The organism is Neobacillus sp. NRS-1170, assembly GCF_050468025.1.
On sequence record NZ_JBITPF010000014.1, the window covers coordinates 102,350 to 122,723 of the forward strand.

Genomic DNA, 20,374 nt, shown 5'->3' on the forward strand with positions numbered 1-20,374 from the left:
TATTGGTTAGGCTTTTTTATAAAAGATTAATAGAGAAAATAGGTGATTTAATGTTAGCTAAATTATTAACTCCTAATAAAGAAATATCTAAACCACTTTATACATCAGCAGGCTTTCTTACGTTTCTTCTATTATTATTGGTATGGTCCGTGCTAAGCTACGGCAAGTTGGTGAATCCCCTATTTTTACCTAGTCCGTCAGCAGTGTTAGCTACAGCCGTTGATTTATTCGTCAATGGAGACATTCTTTCAGATATCGGAATTAGTTTTTCGCGGGTGTTAATGGGGTTTCTTATTGCTGCCATTATTGGGATTCCTTTAGGAATCTTAATGGGTTCATTGAGGATTATGGAAGGGGCCTTTGAACCTGTCATCGGATTTATTCGTTATATGCCAGCGTCAGCATTCATCCCTTTATTGATTTTATGGATTGGTCTTGGAGAGGCTGAAAAAATGAGTGTTATTTTCTTAGGAACATTTTTTCAACTTACGTTAATGGTTATGGATGTAACAAAAAACGTTCAAAATGATTTGGTTGATGTTTCCTATACTTTAGGGGCCAAGAAGGCACAGGTTTTTACAAAGGTAATTCTTCCAGCTTCCTTGCCGGGAATTGTCGACACCCTTCGGATTACCTTTGGATGGGCGTGGACCTATTTAGTCGTAGCTGAAATTGTCGGTGCATCAAGCGGATTGGGTTACATGATTATGCAAGCATCAAGGTTTTTACAGCCAGATAAAATCATCGTGGGGATTTTAATCATTGGTTTATTAGGCCTCATAACCGATATTATTTTTAAAGCCATTTACCGCGCTTCGTTTTCGTGGATGAGAAAGGATGGTTTGTAGGATGGTCACTCCAGTTATTAAAGAAGTAGAAAAATTAAAACCGATATTTCCTAACATTAGTAAACCAAAATTAGAAATTAAAGAAGTAGGTAAAATCTTTAAAACAAAAAGCGGTGAAACGACTGCATTAGAAAAGACTTCCTTTTCGATTGAAGAAGGAGAGTTTGTGACGATTTTAGGTCCATCAGGGTGTGGAAAATCAACCGTTTTGCGAATTGTGGCAGGATTGGAAGAATCAACATCAGGTAAAGTCCTCCTAGATGGGGATGAAATAAAGGGACCTGGTCCTGACCGTGGAATGGTATTTCAATCCTATACCTTGTATCCATGGTTAAGCGTTAAAGAGAATATTACCTTTGGTTTAAAGTTAAAAGGAATTTCACAAAAAGAACGGGACGATGTGGCACGTCATTATTTGCAATTAATTGGTCTTGAAGGCTTTGAGAAACATTATCCGATTCAATTGTCAGGTGGTATGAAACAACGTGTCGCTATTGCCCGCGCTTTAGCAAACGATCCGAAAATATTATTAATGGATGAACCGTTTGGAGCCTTAGATGCGCAAACGAGGAACATCATGCAGGAAGTGTTATTAAAAGCATGGGAAGAGTCAAAAAAGACGATTTTATTCATTACCCATGATGTAGATGAATCTATTTTCTTAGCAGACTCTGTTTATGTGATGACGGCAAGACCAGGACGATTAAAGAAAAAGGTTCCGATTACCTTAGAAAGACCAAGAGATTTCAGTGTGAAGGCGACCGTGGAATTTGCAGAGTATAAGGAAGAATTACTATCTCTAATCAGGGAAGAAAGTTTAAAATCTATCAAATAATAAATTTTACAAGTGATGTATTACTTATGGGGGGATCAAAATATGGGGAAAAATTGGGAACATCTTTTTAAAAATATGCCAAATCGTCTTGCTCCTAGTATGGCGAAGGACCATCCGAATCTACCTGTTGTGAAAGAAGAGGGCTGTTATTACTACGGTGTTGATGGAAAAAAATATCTTGATTTTACATCCGGAATTGCTGTTACCAATGTTGGACACCGGCATCCAAAAATTGTTCAAGCGATTAAAGATGCAGCCGATGGTTTAATGCATGGACCTTCTGGTGTCATTATGTATGAATCCATTTTACGTTTAGCAGATGGGCTTGCCGAAATTTTACCGGGGGATCTTGATTGCTTTTTCTTTGCAAACAGTGGTGCAGAAGCAATCGAAGGTTCGATTAAGCTCGCAAAATATGTTACAAAACGGCCTTATGTGATTTCTTTTACAGGTTGTTTCCACGGCCGTTCATTAGGGGCGCTAAGTGTCACCACTTCAAAAAGTAAATACCGAAAATTTATGCAGCCATCCGGTCTAACCTATCAAATTCCTTATGCCAATGTGAAAGAGTGTCCACAAGGTAAAGATCCAGAAGCATTTGTTATTGAAAAATTAGAAAAAGATTTTGCTAGTCTATTTAGTCATCAAGTTACTCCAGAAGAAGTGGCATGTGTAATTTTAGAACCGGTCCTTGGAGAAGGCGGATATATTGTTCCACCAAAAGGCTGGTTGAAAAGAGTCCGTGAAATTTGTGACCGACATAACATTTTACTCATTTTTGATGAAGTCCAAACTGGATTTGGACGTACGGGAGAATGGTTCGCGGCACAAACTTTTGATGTCACTCCTGACATAATGGCAATTGCAAAAGGGATTGCTTCTGGTCTCCCTTTAAGCGCAACTGTCGCATCGAGTGATTTAATGAAGCAATGGCCGCTAGGCAGTCATGGGACAACGTTTGGCGGTAATCCAATTGCATGTTCAGTTGGACTTGCCACCTTGGAAGTGATGAAAGAGGAAAACCTTCTTGAAAACACAAGGAATATGGGAAAGTATGCAGTTGAACAGCTTGAGCGGATTAAAGAAAGGCACTCTGTTATCGGCAGCATTCGTGCTGTTGGTCTAATGATTGGAATTGAAATTGTTGATCCAAAGACTGGGGATCCGGATGGCAAGGCATTGTTAAAAATTCTTGATTTGGCGCTTGAAAAAGGGGTATTATTTTACCTTTGCGGAAATCATAGCGAAGTAATTAGAATGATTCCACCGTTAATCGTCACAAAAGAACAAATTGATGAGGGATTAAAAATTCTAGATGAAGCATTATCTGAATATGAAGCCACAATTTTGAATCTTGTAGAAAATTAAGTCAAAAGAAAACCCATGAATCTCATGGGTTTTTTATTTTTTACGTTAGTTATATAACTGTTCGAGTTCATCAATTAGTGACCCCACATAAGCAACTGCTTTACGGATTGGATCTGGTTTCGACATGTCTAAACCAGCGTGCTTTATGAGCTCTAATGGCTTCATTGTTCCACCTGCCCGCATTACGTCAAGCCAACGGTCGACAGCTGGCTGACCTTCTTCTTTTATCATTTGGGCCACAGCTGTAGAAACAGTTAAGCCAGCAGAGTAGGTATATGGGTATAGTCCCATGTAATAATGAGGCTGTCGCATCCATGTTAGGCCTGCACCTTCATCGATCACAACTGTATTTCCCCAGAATTCGGTCAGGACATCACTTGTTAATTCTGTTAATGTTTTGGCTGTTAGCGCTTTACCTTCTTCAGCAAGTGCATATACCCGGCGTTGATATTCTGCTTCCAGCAAATGGGTGACAAAATTATGATAGTACGTTCCCAGTAATTGCAGAATCACCCAGCGGCGCATTTGTTTATCTTCTGTATTAGAAAGTAAATGCTGACCTAAAAGCATTTCATTCATGGTGGAAGGGGCCTCTACAAAATACATTGATGGACGCACATTCATGATTCGTTGATTTTTATTGGCTAAATAAAAATGTCCGGCATGACCGAATTCATGAGCAAGGGTGAAACAACCGCGCATATTATCCTGCCATGTGATAAGAATATATGGATGCGAACCATATGGGCTAGAACAGAAGGCACCAGTAGATTTTCCAACGTTATCAGCGCGGTCAACCCATCTTTCCTTGAATCCCCGTTCAATGATTTCGGTATATTCAGGTCCCATGATCTTAAGCGATTCTAAAATTAATTGGCTAGCTTCTTCGAATGTCGTCGAAGGATTAAAATCCGAATCCAATGGCGCTTTCAAATCACAGAAAAGCATTTTGTCCAAACCTAAAAGTCTCTGTTTCAGTTGGGCAAAGCGGCGCATTTGAGGGGCGAGCTCTTGATAAATAATGTCAATTTGGTTGTTATACATTTCTAGTGATACCTGGTGCGGCTCTAGCAGCATATGGGTAACCGAATCATATTTCCGCAGGCGGGAAAGGGTGACTTGCTTTATGACTTCTGCAGCATATGTTGCTGCCATTGTATTTTTATATTGCTTAAGTGTGGAAACAAAAGAATTATACGCTTTTCTCCGAATCTCAGTGTCTGGTGAAAATTCATAACGGTTCTCAAATAAGGCAAACGATACAGGCAATTCGTTCCCATTCGCGTCCTGAATAGGTGCGAACTCCATGTCCGCTAATTTGCTCATTTGATAAATTTGGTAGGGGGCACCTTGCAGCTCACCAAGTGCAGCCAGTGCTTCCTCCGTTTCTGCCGATAGCTTGTATTTTTTCGTTTCAAGCAGCTCTAATAAATTTTTGCGAAAAGGTTGGAGCTCAGGTTCCTGCTGAAGGTATTTTTCAACCATTCCATCTTCAAGGGCTAGAATTTCCGAATCAATAAAGGACAGAGCAGCAATGCTTTTTGTTCGTAAGGAAAAGAAGTTAGCCAAATTGGCTTGATGATTGGGATCAGTTCCATCTGCAGATTGTTTCAAACTCGCGAAAGTCCAAGCTTTAATAATTTTCATAGAAAGATGTTCTTGTGCGACTAAACAATCTAATAAGGCTTTAGATCCAGTATGTAAGGTATCTTTAAATCTATCAAACTGAGAAATATCCTTTTCAATTACGTTTAATTCTTGTTCCCATGCCTGCTCTGATGGGAATAAATCATCGAGATTCCAAGTCAGTTCCTCTGTTATTTCTGAGCGATTTAGTCGTTTATCAACTGTTTTTTCCATCGTTTTGCACCCCTTATTTATTTCGCACTACTAAATTTTATCTTATAATATTTGGAAATTATGTCAACTAGAAGATGGTCAAAAAAAATGTGAGTTTTTCTGACATTTTTCTTTTTCATCAGCAAATTTCCTAGTAAGGAATCCTGACAACAATAATGAATTTCCGTTTTTCGTATGACATACTTACAAAAAGGAAAACGATTCTTGCTGTTTCCATAGGTATTGGAGGTACAAAAGAATGGTTCGATATGTTGTTCAGTTTTTAACAATCCTCTTTTTTTATCTATTGGGAAATGGGCTGGTAACTTGGTTTAGTCTCCCGTTTTCTGGAAGTATTGTCGGTATGATATTACTATTCATAGCCTTGATATTAAGGATTTGTGATTTAAAATGGGTGGAGTCAGTTGCTCAGTTGCATATCAAGCATATAACTCTTCTTTTTATTCCTTTTGCTGTAGGAGTATGGCATTTTACCAGGATTTTTCGAAATGAAGGGGTAAAGCTTTCGACGATATTAGCCGTTAGTAGTCTGGTTGTACTGTTTATAACAGCCATAATTGCTGAAATTATTGAAACTAATAGTAAAAGGAGCAAACGAAATGGAGAAAATGATTGATAATATTCTATTGTGTACTTTTATTACAGTTGCAAGCTACTTAATTGGGGTACTGGTTTTTCAAAAATTTAAAAAGGCTTGGCTTAATCCGTTATATACTTGTACGGTTTTTATCATTTGCCTTCTGACCCTTTTTCATCTCGATTTTACTGGATACACTTCTGGAACTGATCTCTTCTCACTGCTAATGGGAACAGCAACGGTATCACTTGCTGTCCCTTTATATAAACAAGTTGCTTTGATTAAAAAATATTTCTTCATTATTGTTTGTGCAGTAATGACAGGTACGTTGACAGGTGTGGCTTCTATAGTATCGTTAACCAAGGTAATGCATATGAATCAAGAAATGATGATTTCGATGATTCCCAAATCTGTTACTGCTCCAATTGCCCTTTCTATCTCACAATCACTAGGAGGGATTCCATCCTTAACGGTTTCTTTTGTTTTTGTTTCAGCCATTTTTTCACTGGTTATTGGACCAGGTTTATTAAAATACACGCGAATCAAGAGTAAAATTGCTAAGGGGTTAGCCTTGGGAACATCCGCTCAAGCAATAGGAGCGAAACGGGCGTTTGATTGGGGAGAAGTAGAAGGTGCGATGGGAAGCATCGCGATGATCACAGCAGCGCTGTGTATGTCATTGATTACACCATTTCTCATTTATTTTTATCTCTAAGATGAAAAAAGAAAACTTTAAAAAAAGGGAGTGAAGTCTTTTCACTTCCTTATTTTTATAATAGTGTGTCTATTCGTTGACCCTTTATTTTTTTCAATGGTATCATAAAAAGGTAAGCGTTTGCAGTTAAGGGGGAGGAATGAGATTTGAGTTTTGGGAATCATGTTCAATTAAAGGTGTATCAGCAGTTGGAAAAAAACATTATACCAGTTTCCTATGAAGAACTAGAAGCAAAGGCGCAGGCGCTTTTGGATGCAAAACCCTATTACTATGTAGCTGCTTCAGCAGGTGCCGAGATTACAGCCAAACAAAATAATAAAGCTTTTGAAAAATGGCAAATCGTTCCGCGAATGTTATGTGATACATCTAAAAGGGACCTAAGCATTGAGCTTTTTGGCAAAAAACTCCCTTATCCGCTATTGCTTGCACCAGTCGGAGTTCAATCGATTGTGCACCCAGAAGGGGAGTTAGCAAGTGCCCGAGGTGCAGCAGCAATGGAGGTTCCTTTTATTGCAAGTACAGCTTCTACATACAGCTTGGAAAAAATTGCGTCAGAAGCAAAACAAGGGGAAAGATGGTTCCAGCTTTATTGGAGTAATGACCGGGAAATTGCAGCAAGTATGGTCAAAAGGGCAGAAGCAGCTGGCTATAGTGCGATTGTTATTACTCTTGATACACCAATGATGGCATGGCGGGAAAAGGATATTGAGCATGCCTACCTGCCGTTTTTAGAAGCGAAGGGAATTGGGAATTACCTTGAGGACCCCGTTTTTTGCTCGAGATTGGAGAAATCTCCTCAAGAGGATATGAAATCGGCCATCATGCTTTGGTCCCGCGTTTTCGGGAATCCAACCTTAACCTGGCAGGATTTAGAGTTTATCAAAAGTCAAACATCGCTGCCAATCCTGTTAAAAGGCATCTTGCATCCAGATGATGCAAAGCTTGCAGTTGAACATGGAGTTGACGGGATTATTGTCAGCAATCATGGCGGCAGACAAGTGGATGGAGCGATTGCCGCTATTGATGCATTACCAGATATCATTGATGCTGTTAAGGGGGAAATTCCTGTTTTATTGGACAGCGGCATTCGTCGAGGTTCTGATATAATCAAAGCATTAGCATTAGGTGCAAAAGCGGTATTAATCGGCCGGCCATTCATGTATGGGCTTGCTTTAGCTGGAGAAGAAGGGGTTAAACAGGTCATGAGAAATTTGCTTGCTGATTTTGATTTAACATTAGCTTTATCTGGGAAACGTTCTGTTGGCGAGCTAACCCGAGATTTATTAAAAAAAATATAAATTTATAAAACGTTGAAAAGAGGGAGCACCTTGGAAGAAAAGGTTTTAAAAGCCATTCAAGATGAATATCCAGAGGATTTTGCGTGGTGTTATGGCTGCGGCCGAATGAATGAAGCCGGGCACCATTTCCGATCAGGCTGGCATGGTGAACAAACCATTACCATTTATACCCCTGAACCGGAGCACATGGCACTTCCAGGGTTTGTTTACGGCGGAATTGTTGCCTCGCTCATTGATTGCCACGGGACGGGGTCTGCCGCATTGGCGCTTCATCGGAAAAACGGTCATGAACCAGGGGATAGCGCAGAACCGCCGCGCTTTGTGACAGCTTCTTTAAATGTTAACTTTTTAAAGCCAACCCCGAATGGTGTACCGTTAAAAGCGATTGGAACTGTGACCGAGATTCACCCGAAGAAATTTAAAGTGGAAACGGAAGTTTATGCTGAGGATACCCTCTGTGCCCGCGGAGAGGTCGTTGCTGTGGTCATGCCGAGTACATTCTTAGTCAAATAAAAAGAAGAAGCGCCACGTCATCAAAATTTGATGGTCGCTGGCGCTTTTTTATTTGGAACCTAAAAAGATGCTTCTCCGAAATATTCTTCAACGAACTGTTCGAGCTGTTGGAGGTCTTTTTCGATTTCTTTTCTTCCAAATGTTTTTAATGAAAGGATGGCACTTTCAATGAGGAATCTTCGTGGACTCTTTGAGTCCATCAGTTCATCCTCAATAAAATCTAATAACTCGGTGGATTTTGACTGTTTCTCATTTTGAATAAAAGTACTTTTCAGTATAAAAATAGTATGATGGAGCTTTTTTTGAAATGCGTGATTCGGTCTTCTGCAGTCAGGCAGCCAGCTTTCAAATAGCTCTGGCTGAATTAATTGATCATCAGATTCCACTAATTCATCGACTAATTTCACCAAACGCTTTACTGAGAAACGGACCACGTGACCAATATTTGCATTTGATTCATTTGCCCTTAGATAATATTTAAGATTTTCACGAAGAATCCCCATAAACATTATCGCACTATCCAATAAATAAGGTTTCCTTTTTTCACCAAAAATGTCGATTAACCGATCATATATCCAACTTATATTTTTTAATTGGCCTTGTTGGATATATTCCTTAAGATCTGCATCATTTAAAACCATTACTTCTTCAAATAATGAAATTAAGTTATTCTTTCTATTTGTCCTTAATTGTATTTCTACTTGTTTTATAAAAATCTCTAAATCTGAACGGTTTTGGCCAATTAATAGTTCATTCCGTTCTTTATCTAATTCGGCATAGTTCGTTTTGAAAATGGCCATTAATAGTTCGTTTTTTGATGAAAAGTAGTTATAAAAAGTACCTTTTGAAATGCCGCTATATTCTAAAATATCTTGGATTGATGTGGCTTGAAATCCTTTATCGATAAATAGCTGGTGTGCTACTTTGACAACATGCTGCTTTCGGTCATTCATAAAATCACCTTGGTTTCATATTGTACTTAGTGTACAAAAATATAGTACATTAAAAACGTTTTCTTTACAAACCTTAATATTAAGCAAACTTTTTTATTGCAAAAATTGAACCATGCGTATATTATTATGTAAGTGTGAAACAGGGGTATAAAAAAATGAACAAGGGGTACACAGGGAGGAATACAATGGAACAATCAAATAAACAAACTAATCGTCCACCGTACGGAATTATTGCCGTCCTGATGATTGGAGCTTTTATAGCAGTTCTAAATAACACTTTATTAAATATCGCGCTGCCTTCAATTATGAAGGATTTAAAAGTTGAACCATCGACCGTTCAATGGCTGACAACTGGATTTATGCTGGTAAACGGTGTCCTAATACCAGTTACTGCATTTTTAATTCAAAAGTATTCAGTCCGGCAATTATTCTTAGCAGCTATGGGTTTATTTACAATTGGTACTGTTTTAGCCGGATTTGCTCATGCGTTTCCACTATTATTAGCCGGCCGGATGATTCAGGCATCTGGTTCAGCGATTATGATGCCGTTGCTAATGAATGTAATGTTGACAAGTTTTCCAATCGAAAAACGAGGAGCAGCGATGGGGGTTTTCGGATTAGTTATTATGTTTGCACCAGCAACCGGTCCGACTCTTTCTGGTTGGATCATTGAACATTATGACTGGAGAATGCTTTTCCATTTTGTTACACCTATTGCAATCCTGGTAATATTCATTGGCTTTTTTATGCTAAAAGATAAAAAGGATAAAGTAGATATACGTCTTGATTTCCTTTCAGTTTTGTTATCAAGCTTGGGGTTCGGAGGTATACTATATGGATTTAGTTCAGCCGGCAAGGAAGGCTGGGATAGTCCGCAAGTATATGGAACCATTGCCATTGGAGTGGTATCATTATTGGCATTTATTTTGCGCCAATTCAAACTAGAACGACCTATGCTTAATTTTAGTATCTATAAATACCCTGCATTTGCGTTGTCATCAGCTATTTCTATGGTCGTTACAATGGCCATGTTTTCGGGTATGCTTCTATTGCCAATTTACGTTCAAACCATTCGTGGAATTTCTCCGTTAGATGCAGGATTAATGTTGCTGCCTGGAGCCATAATTATGGCAATCATGATGCCAATTACCGGCAGATTATTTGATAAGTTTGGCGGTCGATTATTAGCTATAATTGGGTTAGCGATTACCGTAATAACAAGTTATCTATTCAGCAAATTAACGCTTGAAACTACTTATCTACACTTAATACTTTTATACACATTACGGATGTTCGGTTTCTCGATGGTAAATATGCCTGTAACAACAAATGGATTAAACCAATTGCCAGCTAGGTTTTATCCACATGGAACTGCCATGAACAATACTATGCAGCAAGTGTCTGGGGCTATCGGAACAGCATTGTTGGTGACGATCATGTCAAATCGTGCAAAAACGCATGCTACTGAAATTGGTGCCGCAGCAATGAAACATTTGACTAAACAGCCTACACCTCAAGTACTGGCTGAAATGAAACAGCAAATTATGATGAAGGCGATGCTCGAAGGAATAAATGATGCATTCTATGTTACAGTATTCATCGCAGGACTTGCATTGTTGCTTTCATTCTTTATTAAGCGTGCTAAACAAGCGGAAGATCCTGGTGATACACAGACAATTAGCAAAAAGGTAACAGGTAAATTAGCAGAAAATTAATGTCTTGAGGTGACTTTCATAGTCACCTCTTTTTTTTGAGTCGAAAATTTGCTATTTTTAAATCAATCCATCAATATTAACGTAAGATATTTTGCAAAAAAGGAGAATTTAATATGTTAAAAGAAAAAGATCCCAAAATGCTATTTTCCCACGTATACATTGAGCGCTGCAGTAAAGAAACAGAGACGATGATTGCAGAAGAGTCTTCGACATTTTTAAACGAGTCGATTGATTATCTAAAAAAACACAAAAACGAGTTTATTTATATGGAACTAAGTTCATTTGAAGAGATTAGGGTTGAAGCGGTTTCCTTAGAAGTGGACGATGTATTTGGAACCTATGATGTCATGTTAGGTTTAAAACTGCAAAAGAAATATGATAAATACATAAAGGAATATTTAAATTCGAATCTAAATGGTGATGATGCCAAATTTGATTTGATGTTTAGTTCTGAAGATGGTCTTTGGAATTTAAATTTTACCCTCAATTATGTTGAAGGTTTTCAAGAGGAAATGACAATTAGTGAAGCCTTTCAGCTAATATACAGTTTCTTATCTAAGCTAGTCGCTTCCGTTAATGGTGCAGCATAAAAAACTAACCAGCTAATTTAGCTGGTTAGTTTTTGAAATAGGTATAGTAACAGTTTTGATCCAGGTTCCGGTGCTAAATTCTCTTGCTTTAAACTCTACTCTGTCATCATAAACATTAACAACATATCCCTGTGATTGTACTGTATTTTTGCCAGTTCCTTTTGTGTAGGTATAGGCTACAGAACTTGTATTGACCATAGTGATTCCGTCCTGAACGATATTTGATGAATCATTTAATGGATAGTGAGAATGACCGCTGAAAAGAATGACCTGTGGATATTTTTTTAACAGTGCTAATATTTTCTGATCCTCAAGCCCAGCACCCCACTCACTTCCATATACAGTTCCGGTTATTGGCTGATGAAGGAAGACAAAAATTGGTTTAGTGCTGTCAGCATCGTTAGCAAGCGTTTTTTCTAACCAATTATATTGTTCATCTGAAATATAAGCGGAATCCGCATTAGCTTCATTTTTATAGGTTGCAAGCATTGTGGACTCCGATTTTTCACCGGCTATAGTAATGAAATGATACCCTTGAATCGATTGATCATAATATATACCTGGGACATTCATTTTGCTTTTGAATCTTTCAATTAATTGGCTATCTGTCACTTTAGAATTTCGATTAACTTTTTTCTCCATCCATTCATGGTTTCCGATAACCATAAATGTATTCGCATTTTGGTTCATATTTGCCTTTAATACCGAGTTAAATAAATCATATTCTGAAGGTAAACCATGGTCGGTCATATCCCCGCCAACAGCCAAAACATCATATTCTGGTGCCACCGTGTTTAGGTCTTGTAATGCTGTTTCAAATTTCTTAACTACACTTTGTTTCGTGGTTGATATATGGGTATCGCTAATGACTGCAAGCTGCAGATCAGGATCGGTATCACCGGTTTCATCCTGCTGTTTTGCGACGACCTTTTTAACATTTTCAGTAGTCTCTCCAGATTGTTTCTGCTGTTGAGTTTGAGTCTCTGTTTGTGATTGCTGTGATTGCTCTGAAGGAATTTGATGGAAGCCGAATACATCCATTGCCAGGAAAACTGAAATGATGAATTTTAACATGTCTATTACCTCTTTCGAACATTTATTAGTATGTGTTGATACTAATTAAACAACCTTAATTTTTTATTAAGATGAAATGGAAGTTGCACAAAAAAAGAAAAAAACCAGGGAACGACTGGTTTTAACAAGGGAAGAGAGCGCCTATGCGGATTATATCTTTGTGTCCGAGTAATACGGAATTAATGGAATATTTAGGCCTAACTCATTTATTAGTAGGGGTGGATGATTTTTCTGACTGGCCTGAGGCTATTGCCGGCCTTCCAAGGCTGGGGCCGGATTTATCCATTAATATGGACCTAGTTGAGGAATTACAGCCTGATATGGTCCTGGCTTCCTTAAGTGTACCAGGCATGGAAAAAAATGTTGAAGCTTTAAAGGAACGTGGAATTCCCCACATTGTTTTGAATCCGCAATCGTTAAAAGATATCGAAGAGGATTTAATTAAAACAGCGGAAGTATTAGGGGAGAAAGAACGAGGTCTGGATGCTGCCCGGCAATTTCGTTCCCGGCTTGAAAATGTGAAGCAACAAAGCAAGTATACTAGTAAGAGGCCAACTTTGTATTGGGAATGGTGGCCGAAGCCAATTTTCACACCGGGGAAAATTAACTGGCTGACGGAGGTTTCAGAGGCTGCCGGGGCTATCAATCTTTTTCAAGATGTTGATTTAGCAAGTGTCGAAACAGATTGGGAGGATGTTTTGAGTAGAAAACCAGATTATATTTGCCTTGTATGGGTTGGGGTTCGTAAAGCAAAAGTTAAAAAAAGCGTCGTAAAAAAACGCCCTGGCTTCGAAATGCTGAATTTTCAAAGTGATGATCACATTCTCATTTTAGAGGAAGAACTGTTTTGCAGACCATCACCTAGATTGCTAGATGGATTGGAAAAACTCTATAAAATTATTCATAAATAAGTCTGTCCCATGGGGAAGTCATGGGACAGATAATTAGTAGTATTAACTTAGGCCCTCATCACTAATCGAAATCGCTGATCCGCTGGAGGTATGTTGATTGATCCAGCCAAGAGAGGTTTCAGAAACCGCAGCCCAATTTGGAATTTCCGCTTTATGCTGCTCAACCCAGCTCATGCAGAACTGCGGGTCGATATTATATTCAAGGCAGTGGGCTAGGAAGGATTGTATTGTCGCTTCACTACAATTTTCCCAGGATCCGCACGTATAACTCCAGACGTTTTCCATTTTTGTTTGGATGGAAAGTTCATTTATGAAATTACTAAATTGATTCTCACTCATCATAAATTCCTCCTTGTCATAAATTTACATCCTTCAGTATGTCCAAGGAATTATAAACAATGTACATGGAACACATAAAAAACCTTTAACTCATTATATTCACCTATTCAATTTTATGGGATTTTTTAAAAAGTTATTATTAATCAGCCTAAGGAAGAAGGGAGAATTGAAGTAATAAAATGAATATGGGTGAAAAAACGGCACTAATTCTAGGTTCAAGTGGACTTATTGGGAACGAATTAGTACAAATACTTATTGAACAAAATAATTATAAAAAAATACATTTGCTTTTAAGAAGACCGATAGCAATATCTGATTCAAGATGTGAAGTACATATAGTTGATTTTGACCAGCTGGAGAAATATCCAGAATTATTTAAGGTTACTGATGTATTTTGCTGCTTAGGAACGACTATTAAAAAAGCAAAAAGCAAGGAAGCTTTTAGAAAAGTTGACTACGTATATCCTATCGAAGCAGCCAAATTAGCCGTACAGGGCGGAGCAGAAAAATTTCTCATTGTCACGGCTATGGGAGCTAACTCGGAATCATTCTTTTTTTACAATCAAGTTAAAGGAGAGGTAGAAAGGTCGCTTAAATCATTAAATATACCTTCCCTAAACATTTTTAGACCGTCTTTATTGTTAGGAGAAAGAAATGAATTCCGCTTAGGGGAAAAAATGGCAGAGAAGGCAAGCAGGTTTTTAAATAATTTAATGGTGGGACCGTTACGATCCTACAGAGCCATTCAAGCAAAATCAGTAGCAAAAGCTATGTCTGCGATTGCTGCTTCAAACAAAAATGGTATAAATATTTTTCAGTCCAATGAAATACAACGAATAGCTGATAAGCATTAAGGAAGGATATGTGTGATGGAAAAGAGTCTAACAGGAAAAAGAGTGGTCATATGTGGAGCAAGAAAAACTGAAGAAATTAGTACATTAATAGAAAAACAAGGTGGAGTACCACTAGTTCGGCCACTTCAAGGCACCGTTTTTTTAGCAGAAAACGAAGTAGAGCCAGATATTTTGGAATTTGTTCAAAAAGGTGCAGATTGGGTGATTTTCACAACGGGGATCGGACTTGATTCTCTAGTCACTTTAGCAGACAAGCTAGGATTATTAGATGATTTCTTAAGCCAAATACAAAAAGCAAAAGTTGCATCAAGGGGCTATAAAACATTTTCCGCATTGAAAAAATTAGAGATTACTCCTGTTGCTGTATCTGAAGATGGAACAACCAAGGGATTAGCCCTTGCTCTCGAGAGCTTTAATTTCTCAGGAATGCGTATTATGATTCAGCTGCATGGTGAAACAGCGCCTGTATTAACTAAGTTTTTTGAAGATAATGGCGCAGTGGTGCATAAAATTCTTCCATATAAGCACATTGCCCCTGAAAGAGAGACTCTTGAACAATTATGTGAAGAGATCCAGAACAATGAGTGTGATGCTGTCTGTTTTACCACAGCCACTCAAGTTCGTTCCCTTTTCGAATTTGCAAGGGTAAATAATATATACGAAGTGATTGCTCAAGGTTTTACGAAAAATATTTTAGCTGTCGCTGTCGGAAAAGTTACTGCTGAAGCATTGAGAGAAGAAGGAATTGACCGTTTGCTTGTACCTGACAACGAAAGAATGGGAGCAATGATTGTAGAGCTCGCTCAATTTTATAAGGGCTAATTTGGGAAAGAGTGCACCTGGAGAAAAGGTGCACTCTTTTTATGCTCAAATATCGTCAATATCTTTATTAATGTCGAATTTTCTCTCAAGCTTATCTTATTTTAATATCTCAAAAATGCCACAAAACGGTTGAATATAAAGAATTCATACTTTTGAAAAAAGTATGTAAGAAAATTTGACACTTCGCTATTTTTTTACATTTTTTTTAATTTAGTTATGATAAATTGAAAAAGAATTCAGAAAAATGTACAAGCTTTCCACATCATTTCTATTTACATATTGGATAATCAATTAGTTGCATCATTTTACAGAATGTAAGGTGAAATGGTCTTTTACTGTCTGTAAAATAAAAATAAGGCAGAATTTTCTGCAAAGTACATAAGAAAAAAGAAGGAGGATGGATAGATAATATTGAATTTCTAATAAAGCGCTTTCATTTTTGATTTTATAAAAATTTACCTTTAATTAAAAAGGGAGGGTTTCTCTTTGACCATTGAAAAAATGCAGCGCATTTCCTTAACCAATCTTGAAAAGAACTTCCAAGAGGTCGAACGAGGATTAACAAACCGTGAAGCTCTTGAAGAATCAAATCGATGCCTCTATTGTTATGATGCCCCATGTATTAAAGCCTGTCCAACAAGTATTGATATACCAACCTTTATTAAAAAAATTGCCTCAGGAAACTTACTAGGCTCTGCAACAACGATTATGTCCTCAAACCCAGTCGGAGCAAGCTGTTCAAGGGTTTGTCCAACTGAAGAGCTTTGTGAAGGAGCTTGTGTTTTAAACCATTCAACCAAACCGATTATGATTGGCAATCTGCAGCGATATGCGACTGATTGGGCAATCCAAAATGAGAAAACTCTATTCCAGCCAGGGGCAACCAATGGTGTCAAAGTGGCTGTTATTGGCGGCGGCCCTGCCGGATTATCTGCAGCAAGGGAGCTTGCAAGATTAGGCTATGACGTGACCATTTTTGAAGCAGCAGAGGAAGCTGGTGGATTGAATACCTTTGGTATCGTTTCTTTCCGTTTGCCGCAGCGAATTTCTTATTGGGAAGTAGAGCAAGTAAAGAAGTTAAACGTCACGATTAAAACGAACACAATGGTGGGCAGAGATGTATCTGTTGAAGAATTAACGGAGAATTACGACAAAATCGTTTTAGCAGTGGGTATGGCGAATGTACCTGATCTTGGTATTGAGGGAGAAAAGTTAGACGGGGTTTATGACGCCATTGAATTTGTTAAGGCAACGAAAAGCGGCCAATTATCAAATGATTTTATCGGCAAGCGGGTAGTAGTCGTTGGTGCTGGAAATACCGCGATTGACGGCGCGACCTGTTCTGTCCGGTTAGGGGCCGAAAATGTAAAAATCCTTTACCGCAGGACGGAAGATGAAATGACTGCATATGATTTTGAGTATGAATTTGCTAAACAGGATGGCGTGGAGTTCCGCTGGTTAACAGCACCTAAACGTATTATCGGTGACGAAGCCGGAAAGGTAACTGGAATTGAGTGTATTAAAATGACGCTTGGTGAGCCAGAAAAGGATGGACGCCGCCGCCCTGTTGCTGTAAAAGGCTCGGAACACATTATTCCAGTTGAGGCAGTAGTCAAAGCCATCGGCCAAACACGACACTTGGAATTAATTGAGTCATTTGGTCTTAAGCATGAAGGCGGAGTTGTAAAAGTCGATCAAGATAGCTTGCAAACCTCTAATCCAAAAATCTTTGCCTGTGGTGACGTTATTTTCGGCAAAGGAAAAGGCGATGCCATGGTCGTAACGGCGGCCCAGCAAGGTAAAGACGTTGCATATGCGATTCATAAGCAATATTCGGCTGTTGGAACAGCTTAATTTTAAGGGGGAAAAGTGATGGCTGATTTACGTATTAATCTTGCAGGGATTAAATCTCCTAACCCGTTCTGGCTGGCGTCAGCACCTCCTACCAATTCCGGTTATCAGGTTCAGCGCGCCTTTGAAGCCGGCTGGGGAGGAGCGGTGTGGAAAACGTTGGGTGACCCAATCTTAAACGTATCTTCCCGGTTTGCGGCGGTTAGCTTTAATGGTCAACGAGTTGCGGGTTTTAATAATATTGAGCTCATAACTGACCGCCCATTAGATGTTAACCTAAAGGAAATCTATGAAACGAAAAAGAGATTCCCGAACCATGCGATTATCGCTTCTTTAATGGTGGAGCCGAAACAAGAAAAATGGCATGAAATTGTCAAACGTGTTGAAGATGTCGGGGTGGATGGACTTGAATTAAACTTCGGCTGTCCGCACGGTATGGCTGAGCGCGGTATGGGGGCGGCCTCCGGGCAAGTTCCAACTCTTGTAGAACGGCAAACCTTTTGGGTAAAAGAAGTCGCGAAAACTCCTGTTATTGTTAAATTAACGCCAAATATTACCGATATTACCGCAACTGCTGAAGCTGCCTGCAATGGCGGTGCGGATGCCATCAGTATGATTAACACGATTAATAGTTTAATGGGAGTTGACCTTGATACTTGGAATACGATTCCTCATGTTGCCGGTAAAGGAGCACACGGTGGATATTGTGGTCCTGCTGTTAAGCCAATCGCGCTAAACATGGTGGCAGAATGTGCAAGGCATCCGCAAATTAATGTTCCGATTTCCGGAATTGGCGGCATTTCTAATTGGCAGGATACAGTGGAATTCATGTTAATGGGTGCCACGGGCGTTCAAGTCTGTACCGCAGCAATGCATCATGGCTTCCGGATTGTGGAGGATATGATTGAAGGACTTAGCAATTATTTAGATAGCAAAGGAATTGCTTCCGTTTCTGAAATCATTGGAAAATCTGTTCCAAAATATTCAGACTGGGGTAACTTGGATTTAAACTATAATATCGTTGCCAAAATTAATACCGATGTATGCATCAACTGTAATAAGTGCCATATTGCCTGTGAAGATACCTCTCACCAATGCATTGATATGCTGACAGATCCGAATGGAAAAAGCTATTTAAAAGTACGTGAAGAAGACTGTGTCGGCTGTAATTTATGCTCGATTGTCTGCCCAGTGGACGGGGCCATCGACATGATTGAGGTGCCTAGCGAACTTCCAGCGATGACCTGGAATGAGCGCCAAGCCGCACTTAAAGTGGCAGCAGATTGCAAAGTTGACGTTACTAAATAGATAAAATAGGAGGAAACTCAAATGAAGAAAATTATTAAGAACGGAACGATTGTCACTGCAACAGATACTTTTCAGGCGGAACTATTAATCGAGGATGGGAAAATTGTGCAGATTGGCACTAACCTTTCAGCTATTGGTGCTGAAATCGTTGATGCAAAAGGCTGCTTAGTTTTTCCAGGTGGAATCGATCCACATACTCACCTAGACATGCCATTTGGCGGAACGATTACAAAGGATGACTTTGAATCAGGCACGATAGCAGCGGCCTTTGGCGGGACGACTTCAATTATTGATTTCTGCTTAACGAATAAAGGAGAACCGCTCAAAGATGCGATTCAAACCTGGCATGGCAAGTCAAAAGATAAAGCTGTTATTGACTATGGTTTCCACTTAATGATTGGGGAAATCAATGATAAGGTATTAGGCGAACTACCTCAGGTGATTAATGAAGAAGGGATTACTTCCTTTAAAGTGTTCATGGCATATAAAAATGTATTGCAAGCAGATGATGAAACGCTTTTCCGGACGCTAGTCACGGCTAAAGAACATGGCGGTTTAGTCATGGTTCACGCGGAAAACGGTGATGTTATCGATTATTTAACGAAAAAGGCCCTTGAAGAAGGAAAAACGGAGCCAATCTATCACGCCTTAACACGACCGCAAGAATTAGAGGGAGAAGCAACAGGACGCGCCGCTAGGCTGACAGGGCTGGCCAATTCGCAGCTATATGTTGTGCATGTTTCCTGCTCGGATGCCGTTGAACAAATTGCTGAAGCTCGCAGCAAAGGCTTTAATGTCTGGGGTGAAACCTGTCCGCAATATTTAGTCCTTGATCAAAGTTATTTAGAAAAACCGAACTTTGAAGGAGCTAAATATGTGTGGTCTCCTCCACTCAGAGAGAAATGGAATCAGGAAGTTCTTTGGAACGCTTTGAAAAGCGGTACGCTGCAAACATTTGGTTCTGATCAATGTTCATTCGATTTTAAAGGTCAAAAGGATCTTGGGCGAAATGATTTTACAAAAATCCCGAACGGCGGTCCAATTATTGAAGATCGCTTAACGATATTATTCTCTGAAGGCGTAAAAAAAGGACGAATCAGTCTAAATCAATTTGTTGATCTAACTTCAACAAGGGTTGCCAAGCTGTTTGGCTTATTCCCGAAAAAAGGAACGATTGCAATAGGTGCGGACGCAGACCTTGTCATTTTCGACCCGAATGTTGAACGTGTGATTTCAGCAGAAACTCACCATATGGCTGTTGACTATAACGCGTTTGAAGGAATGAAAGTGACAGGTGAGCCAGTTTCTGTATTTGTTCGCGGCGAATATGTTATCCGCGACAAGCAATTCGTGGGTAAACCAGGATCTGGTCAGTATTTGAAACGGGAAAAATATAGCCTGAATACACCATTGAATCAAAATGAAACATTATCAATCTAATTAAATCCGAGGTGGGGATGAGATGTCAGAATATCAACAATTTCAAGATGAAAGAGACAAAATTGATTTTTTCATCGGGAAGGGATATCGAATTAATGGAGTTAACGAACATTTAAACGGGGCCACTGTTGATTTTTTACATCCGACTGGTAATGTTACGGAGACTCTCTTAATTGGTACGGCAAATGGCAGGAAGTATTTTTCGAGTCTATTAATCAAACAAAATCAAGGAAAATAGTGATTATAAAGGGTGTGGGTAGTATGGAATTCTATTTAAAATCAAGGGATAATGCCTATCCATGTGAAGTCACAATTGATGAAGATAACGGGCGCTATACGATTCGTAAGTCGGATTCAAGCGGTGAGTATTTCAATTCTCCTGAAGAATTAGTGGCATGGATAAGGGATAATTGGAAATCTGATGATTTTCTAGACCCCGAGGAATTTGAATCCATGCTAAATAAAATTAAAATATACCTGCCGATGGTTCATTAACCCACGAT

General features: G+C 39.0%; 21 protein-coding genes. 17 read left to right on the forward strand and 4 right to left on the reverse strand.

Features of this window, described 5'->3' with window-relative positions; all coding sequences use genetic code 11:
- Positions 1–50 precede the first annotated feature (50 nt).
- Genes ACIFOT_RS06060 through ACIFOT_RS06070 form a run of 3 tightly spaced genes read left to right on the forward strand, consistent with a single transcriptional unit; the run spans position 51 to position 3,051 of the window.
- Positions 51–848: an ABC transporter permease gene (locus ACIFOT_RS06060; RefSeq protein WP_430063072.1), complete on the forward strand. Its 798-nt coding sequence runs from the start codon at positions 51–53 to the stop codon at positions 846–848.
- Position 849: 1 nt separating this feature from the next.
- Positions 850–1,683, forward strand: coding sequence for an ABC transporter ATP-binding protein (locus ACIFOT_RS06065; RefSeq protein ID WP_430063075.1), 834 nt, complete (start codon positions 850–852; stop codon positions 1,681–1,683).
- A 42-nt stretch (positions 1,684–1,725) separates the two neighbouring features.
- Positions 1,726–3,051, forward strand: a complete 1,326-nt coding sequence (locus tag ACIFOT_RS06070; RefSeq protein ID WP_430063077.1) for an aspartate aminotransferase family protein — start codon at positions 1,726–1,728, stop codon at positions 3,049–3,051.
- Positions 3,052–3,096: 45 nt separating this feature from the next.
- On the opposite strand, the gene pepF is transcribed toward ACIFOT_RS06070, so the two are convergent.
- Positions 3,097–4,911, reverse strand: a complete 1,815-nt coding sequence (gene pepF / locus ACIFOT_RS06075) for an oligoendopeptidase F (RefSeq protein WP_430063080.1) — start codon at positions 4,909–4,911, stop codon at positions 3,097–3,099.
- Between the two features lie 238 nt (positions 4,912–5,149).
- Here pepF and ACIFOT_RS06080 point away from each other — a divergent pair, with 238 nt between their 5' ends.
- The 4 genes from ACIFOT_RS06080 (at position 5,150) to ACIFOT_RS06095 (ending at position 8,014) form a co-directional block, all read left to right on the forward strand.
- Positions 5,150–5,527 (forward strand): CidA/LrgA family protein, encoded by a 378-nt coding sequence (locus ACIFOT_RS06080; RefSeq protein ID WP_430063083.1) that lies wholly within the window; start codon positions 5,150–5,152, stop codon positions 5,525–5,527.
- Entirely contained in the window at positions 5,511–6,203 is a 693-nt protein-coding gene (locus tag ACIFOT_RS06085) for an LrgB family protein (protein WP_430063086.1), read from the forward strand. The genes ACIFOT_RS06080 and ACIFOT_RS06085 overlap by 17 nt, the downstream gene beginning before the upstream one ends.
- A 146-nt stretch (positions 6,204–6,349) precedes the next feature.
- A complete protein-coding gene (locus tag ACIFOT_RS06090; RefSeq protein ID WP_430063088.1) occupies positions 6,350–7,501 on the forward strand; it encodes a lactate 2-monooxygenase in 1,152 nt (383 codons plus the stop codon).
- Between the two features lie 30 nt (positions 7,502–7,531).
- The gene (locus tag ACIFOT_RS06095) at positions 7,532–8,014 is read left to right on the forward strand and encodes a PaaI family thioesterase (RefSeq protein ID WP_430063092.1); all 483 of its coding nucleotides are present in this window, start codon (positions 7,532–7,534) and stop codon (positions 8,012–8,014) included.
- Between the two features lie 59 nt (positions 8,015–8,073).
- Here the strand turns inward: ACIFOT_RS06095 and ACIFOT_RS06100 are convergent, their stop codons facing one another.
- The gene (locus tag ACIFOT_RS06100; RefSeq protein ID WP_430063095.1) at positions 8,074–8,967 is read right to left on the reverse strand and encodes a TetR/AcrR family transcriptional regulator; all 894 of its coding nucleotides are present in this window, start codon (positions 8,965–8,967) and stop codon (positions 8,074–8,076) included.
- A 185-nt stretch (positions 8,968–9,152) separates the two neighbouring features.
- Here ACIFOT_RS06100 and ACIFOT_RS06105 point away from each other — a divergent pair, with 185 nt between their 5' ends.
- The gene (locus ACIFOT_RS06105) at positions 9,153–10,682 is read left to right on the forward strand and encodes a DHA2 family efflux MFS transporter permease subunit (protein WP_430063098.1); all 1,530 of its coding nucleotides are present in this window, start codon (positions 9,153–9,155) and stop codon (positions 10,680–10,682) included.
- Positions 10,683–10,795: 113 nt separating this feature from the next.
- Positions 10,796–11,272, forward strand: coding sequence for a branched-chain amino acid aminotransferase (locus ACIFOT_RS06110; protein ID WP_430063101.1), 477 nt, complete (start codon positions 10,796–10,798; stop codon positions 11,270–11,272).
- A gap of 12 nt (positions 11,273–11,284) precedes the next feature.
- Here the strand turns inward: ACIFOT_RS06110 and ACIFOT_RS06115 are convergent, their stop codons facing one another.
- Complete coding sequence (locus ACIFOT_RS06115) at positions 11,285–12,346, reverse strand: metallophosphoesterase family protein (protein ID WP_430063104.1); 1,062 nt, start codon at positions 12,344–12,346, stop codon at positions 11,285–11,287.
- Between the two features lie 143 nt (positions 12,347–12,489).
- On the opposite strand from ACIFOT_RS06115, the gene ACIFOT_RS06120 reads away from it, so the two are divergent.
- On the forward strand, positions 12,490–13,257 hold the full coding sequence (locus tag ACIFOT_RS06120; protein WP_430063107.1) for a cobalamin-binding protein: 768 nt from the start codon (positions 12,490–12,492) through the stop codon (positions 13,255–13,257).
- A 42-nt stretch (positions 13,258–13,299) separates the two neighbouring features.
- Here the strand turns inward: ACIFOT_RS06120 and ACIFOT_RS06125 are convergent, their stop codons facing one another.
- Positions 13,300–13,599, reverse strand: a complete 300-nt coding sequence (locus ACIFOT_RS06125; protein WP_430063110.1) for a hypothetical protein — start codon at positions 13,597–13,599, stop codon at positions 13,300–13,302.
- Between the two features lie 176 nt (positions 13,600–13,775).
- Here ACIFOT_RS06125 and ACIFOT_RS06130 point away from each other — a divergent pair, with 176 nt between their 5' ends.
- The 7 genes from ACIFOT_RS06130 (at position 13,776) to ACIFOT_RS06160 (ending at position 20,366) form a co-directional block, all read left to right on the forward strand.
- Complete coding sequence (locus ACIFOT_RS06130) at positions 13,776–14,450, forward strand: oxidoreductase (protein ID WP_430063113.1); 675 nt, start codon at positions 13,776–13,778, stop codon at positions 14,448–14,450.
- 15 nt (positions 14,451–14,465) lie between these two features.
- Positions 14,466–15,272: a uroporphyrinogen-III synthase gene (locus ACIFOT_RS06135; protein WP_430063116.1), complete on the forward strand. Its 807-nt coding sequence runs from the start codon at positions 14,466–14,468 to the stop codon at positions 15,270–15,272.
- Positions 15,273–15,773: 501 nt separating this feature from the next.
- Complete coding sequence (locus ACIFOT_RS06140) at positions 15,774–17,126, forward strand: NAD(P)-dependent oxidoreductase (RefSeq protein ID WP_430063573.1); 1,353 nt, start codon at positions 15,774–15,776, stop codon at positions 17,124–17,126.
- 18 nt (positions 17,127–17,144) lie between these two features.
- Positions 17,145–18,431 (forward strand): NAD-dependent dihydropyrimidine dehydrogenase subunit PreA, encoded by a 1,287-nt coding sequence (preA, locus tag ACIFOT_RS06145; RefSeq protein WP_430063119.1) that lies wholly within the window; start codon positions 17,145–17,147, stop codon positions 18,429–18,431.
- Positions 18,432–18,452: 21 nt separating this feature from the next.
- On the forward strand, positions 18,453–19,871 hold the full coding sequence (gene hydA / locus ACIFOT_RS06150) for a dihydropyrimidinase (protein WP_430063122.1): 1,419 nt from the start codon (positions 18,453–18,455) through the stop codon (positions 19,869–19,871).
- 22 nt (positions 19,872–19,893) lie between these two features.
- Entirely contained in the window at positions 19,894–20,109 is a 216-nt protein-coding gene (locus ACIFOT_RS06155; RefSeq protein WP_430063124.1) for a hypothetical protein, read from the forward strand.
- 23 nt (positions 20,110–20,132) lie between these two features.
- Positions 20,133–20,366: a hypothetical protein gene (locus ACIFOT_RS06160; protein ID WP_430063126.1), complete on the forward strand. Its 234-nt coding sequence runs from the start codon at positions 20,133–20,135 to the stop codon at positions 20,364–20,366.
- The last annotated feature ends 8 nt before the right edge of the window (positions 20,367–20,374 follow it).

What these genes read in the sequence shown, in the direction of transcription:
- ACIFOT_RS06130 (WP_430063113.1), top strand. Translation starts at nt 13,776, where the DNA reads ATGAATATGGGTGAAAAAACGGCACTAATTCTAGGTTCAAGTGGACTT.
- ACIFOT_RS06110 (WP_430063101.1), top strand. Translation starts at nt 10,796, where the DNA reads ATGTTAAAAGAAAAAGATCCCAAAATGCTATTTTCCCACGTATACATT.
- ACIFOT_RS06125 (WP_430063110.1), bottom strand. Translation starts at nt 13,599, where the DNA reads ATGATGAGTGAGAATCAATTTAGTAATTTCATAAATGAACTTTCCATC.
- ACIFOT_RS06115 (WP_430063104.1), bottom strand. Translation starts at nt 12,346, where the DNA reads ATGTTAAAATTCATCATTTCAGTTTTCCTGGCAATGGATGTATTCGGC.
- ACIFOT_RS06065 (WP_430063075.1), top strand. Translation starts at nt 850, where the DNA reads ATGGTCACTCCAGTTATTAAAGAAGTAGAAAAATTAAAACCGATATTT.
- ACIFOT_RS06060 (WP_430063072.1), top strand. Translation starts at nt 51, where the DNA reads ATGTTAGCTAAATTATTAACTCCTAATAAAGAAATATCTAAACCACTT.
- ACIFOT_RS06140 (WP_430063573.1), top strand. Translation starts at nt 15,774, where the DNA reads ATGCAGCGCATTTCCTTAACCAATCTTGAAAAGAACTTCCAAGAGGTC.
- preA (WP_430063119.1), top strand. Translation starts at nt 17,145, where the DNA reads ATGGCTGATTTACGTATTAATCTTGCAGGGATTAAATCTCCTAACCCG.
- ACIFOT_RS06070 (WP_430063077.1), top strand. Translation starts at nt 1,726, where the DNA reads ATGGGGAAAAATTGGGAACATCTTTTTAAAAATATGCCAAATCGTCTT.
- ACIFOT_RS06120 (WP_430063107.1), top strand. Translation starts at nt 12,490, where the DNA reads ATGCGGATTATATCTTTGTGTCCGAGTAATACGGAATTAATGGAATAT.
- ACIFOT_RS06100 (WP_430063095.1), bottom strand. Translation starts at nt 8,967, where the DNA reads ATGAATGACCGAAAGCAGCATGTTGTCAAAGTAGCACACCAGCTATTT.
- ACIFOT_RS06085 (WP_430063086.1), top strand. Translation starts at nt 5,511, where the DNA reads ATGGAGAAAATGATTGATAATATTCTATTGTGTACTTTTATTACAGTT.
- ACIFOT_RS06105 (WP_430063098.1), top strand. Translation starts at nt 9,153, where the DNA reads ATGGAACAATCAAATAAACAAACTAATCGTCCACCGTACGGAATTATT.
- hydA (WP_430063122.1), top strand. Translation starts at nt 18,453, where the DNA reads ATGAAGAAAATTATTAAGAACGGAACGATTGTCACTGCAACAGATACT.
- ACIFOT_RS06135 (WP_430063116.1), top strand. Translation starts at nt 14,466, where the DNA reads ATGGAAAAGAGTCTAACAGGAAAAAGAGTGGTCATATGTGGAGCAAGA.
- pepF (WP_430063080.1), bottom strand. Translation starts at nt 4,911, where the DNA reads ATGGAAAAAACAGTTGATAAACGACTAAATCGCTCAGAAATAACAGAG.
- ACIFOT_RS06080 (WP_430063083.1), top strand. Translation starts at nt 5,150, where the DNA reads ATGGTTCGATATGTTGTTCAGTTTTTAACAATCCTCTTTTTTTATCTA.
- ACIFOT_RS06155 (WP_430063124.1), top strand. Translation starts at nt 19,894, where the DNA reads ATGTCAGAATATCAACAATTTCAAGATGAAAGAGACAAAATTGATTTT.
- ACIFOT_RS06160 (WP_430063126.1), top strand. Translation starts at nt 20,133, where the DNA reads ATGGAATTCTATTTAAAATCAAGGGATAATGCCTATCCATGTGAAGTC.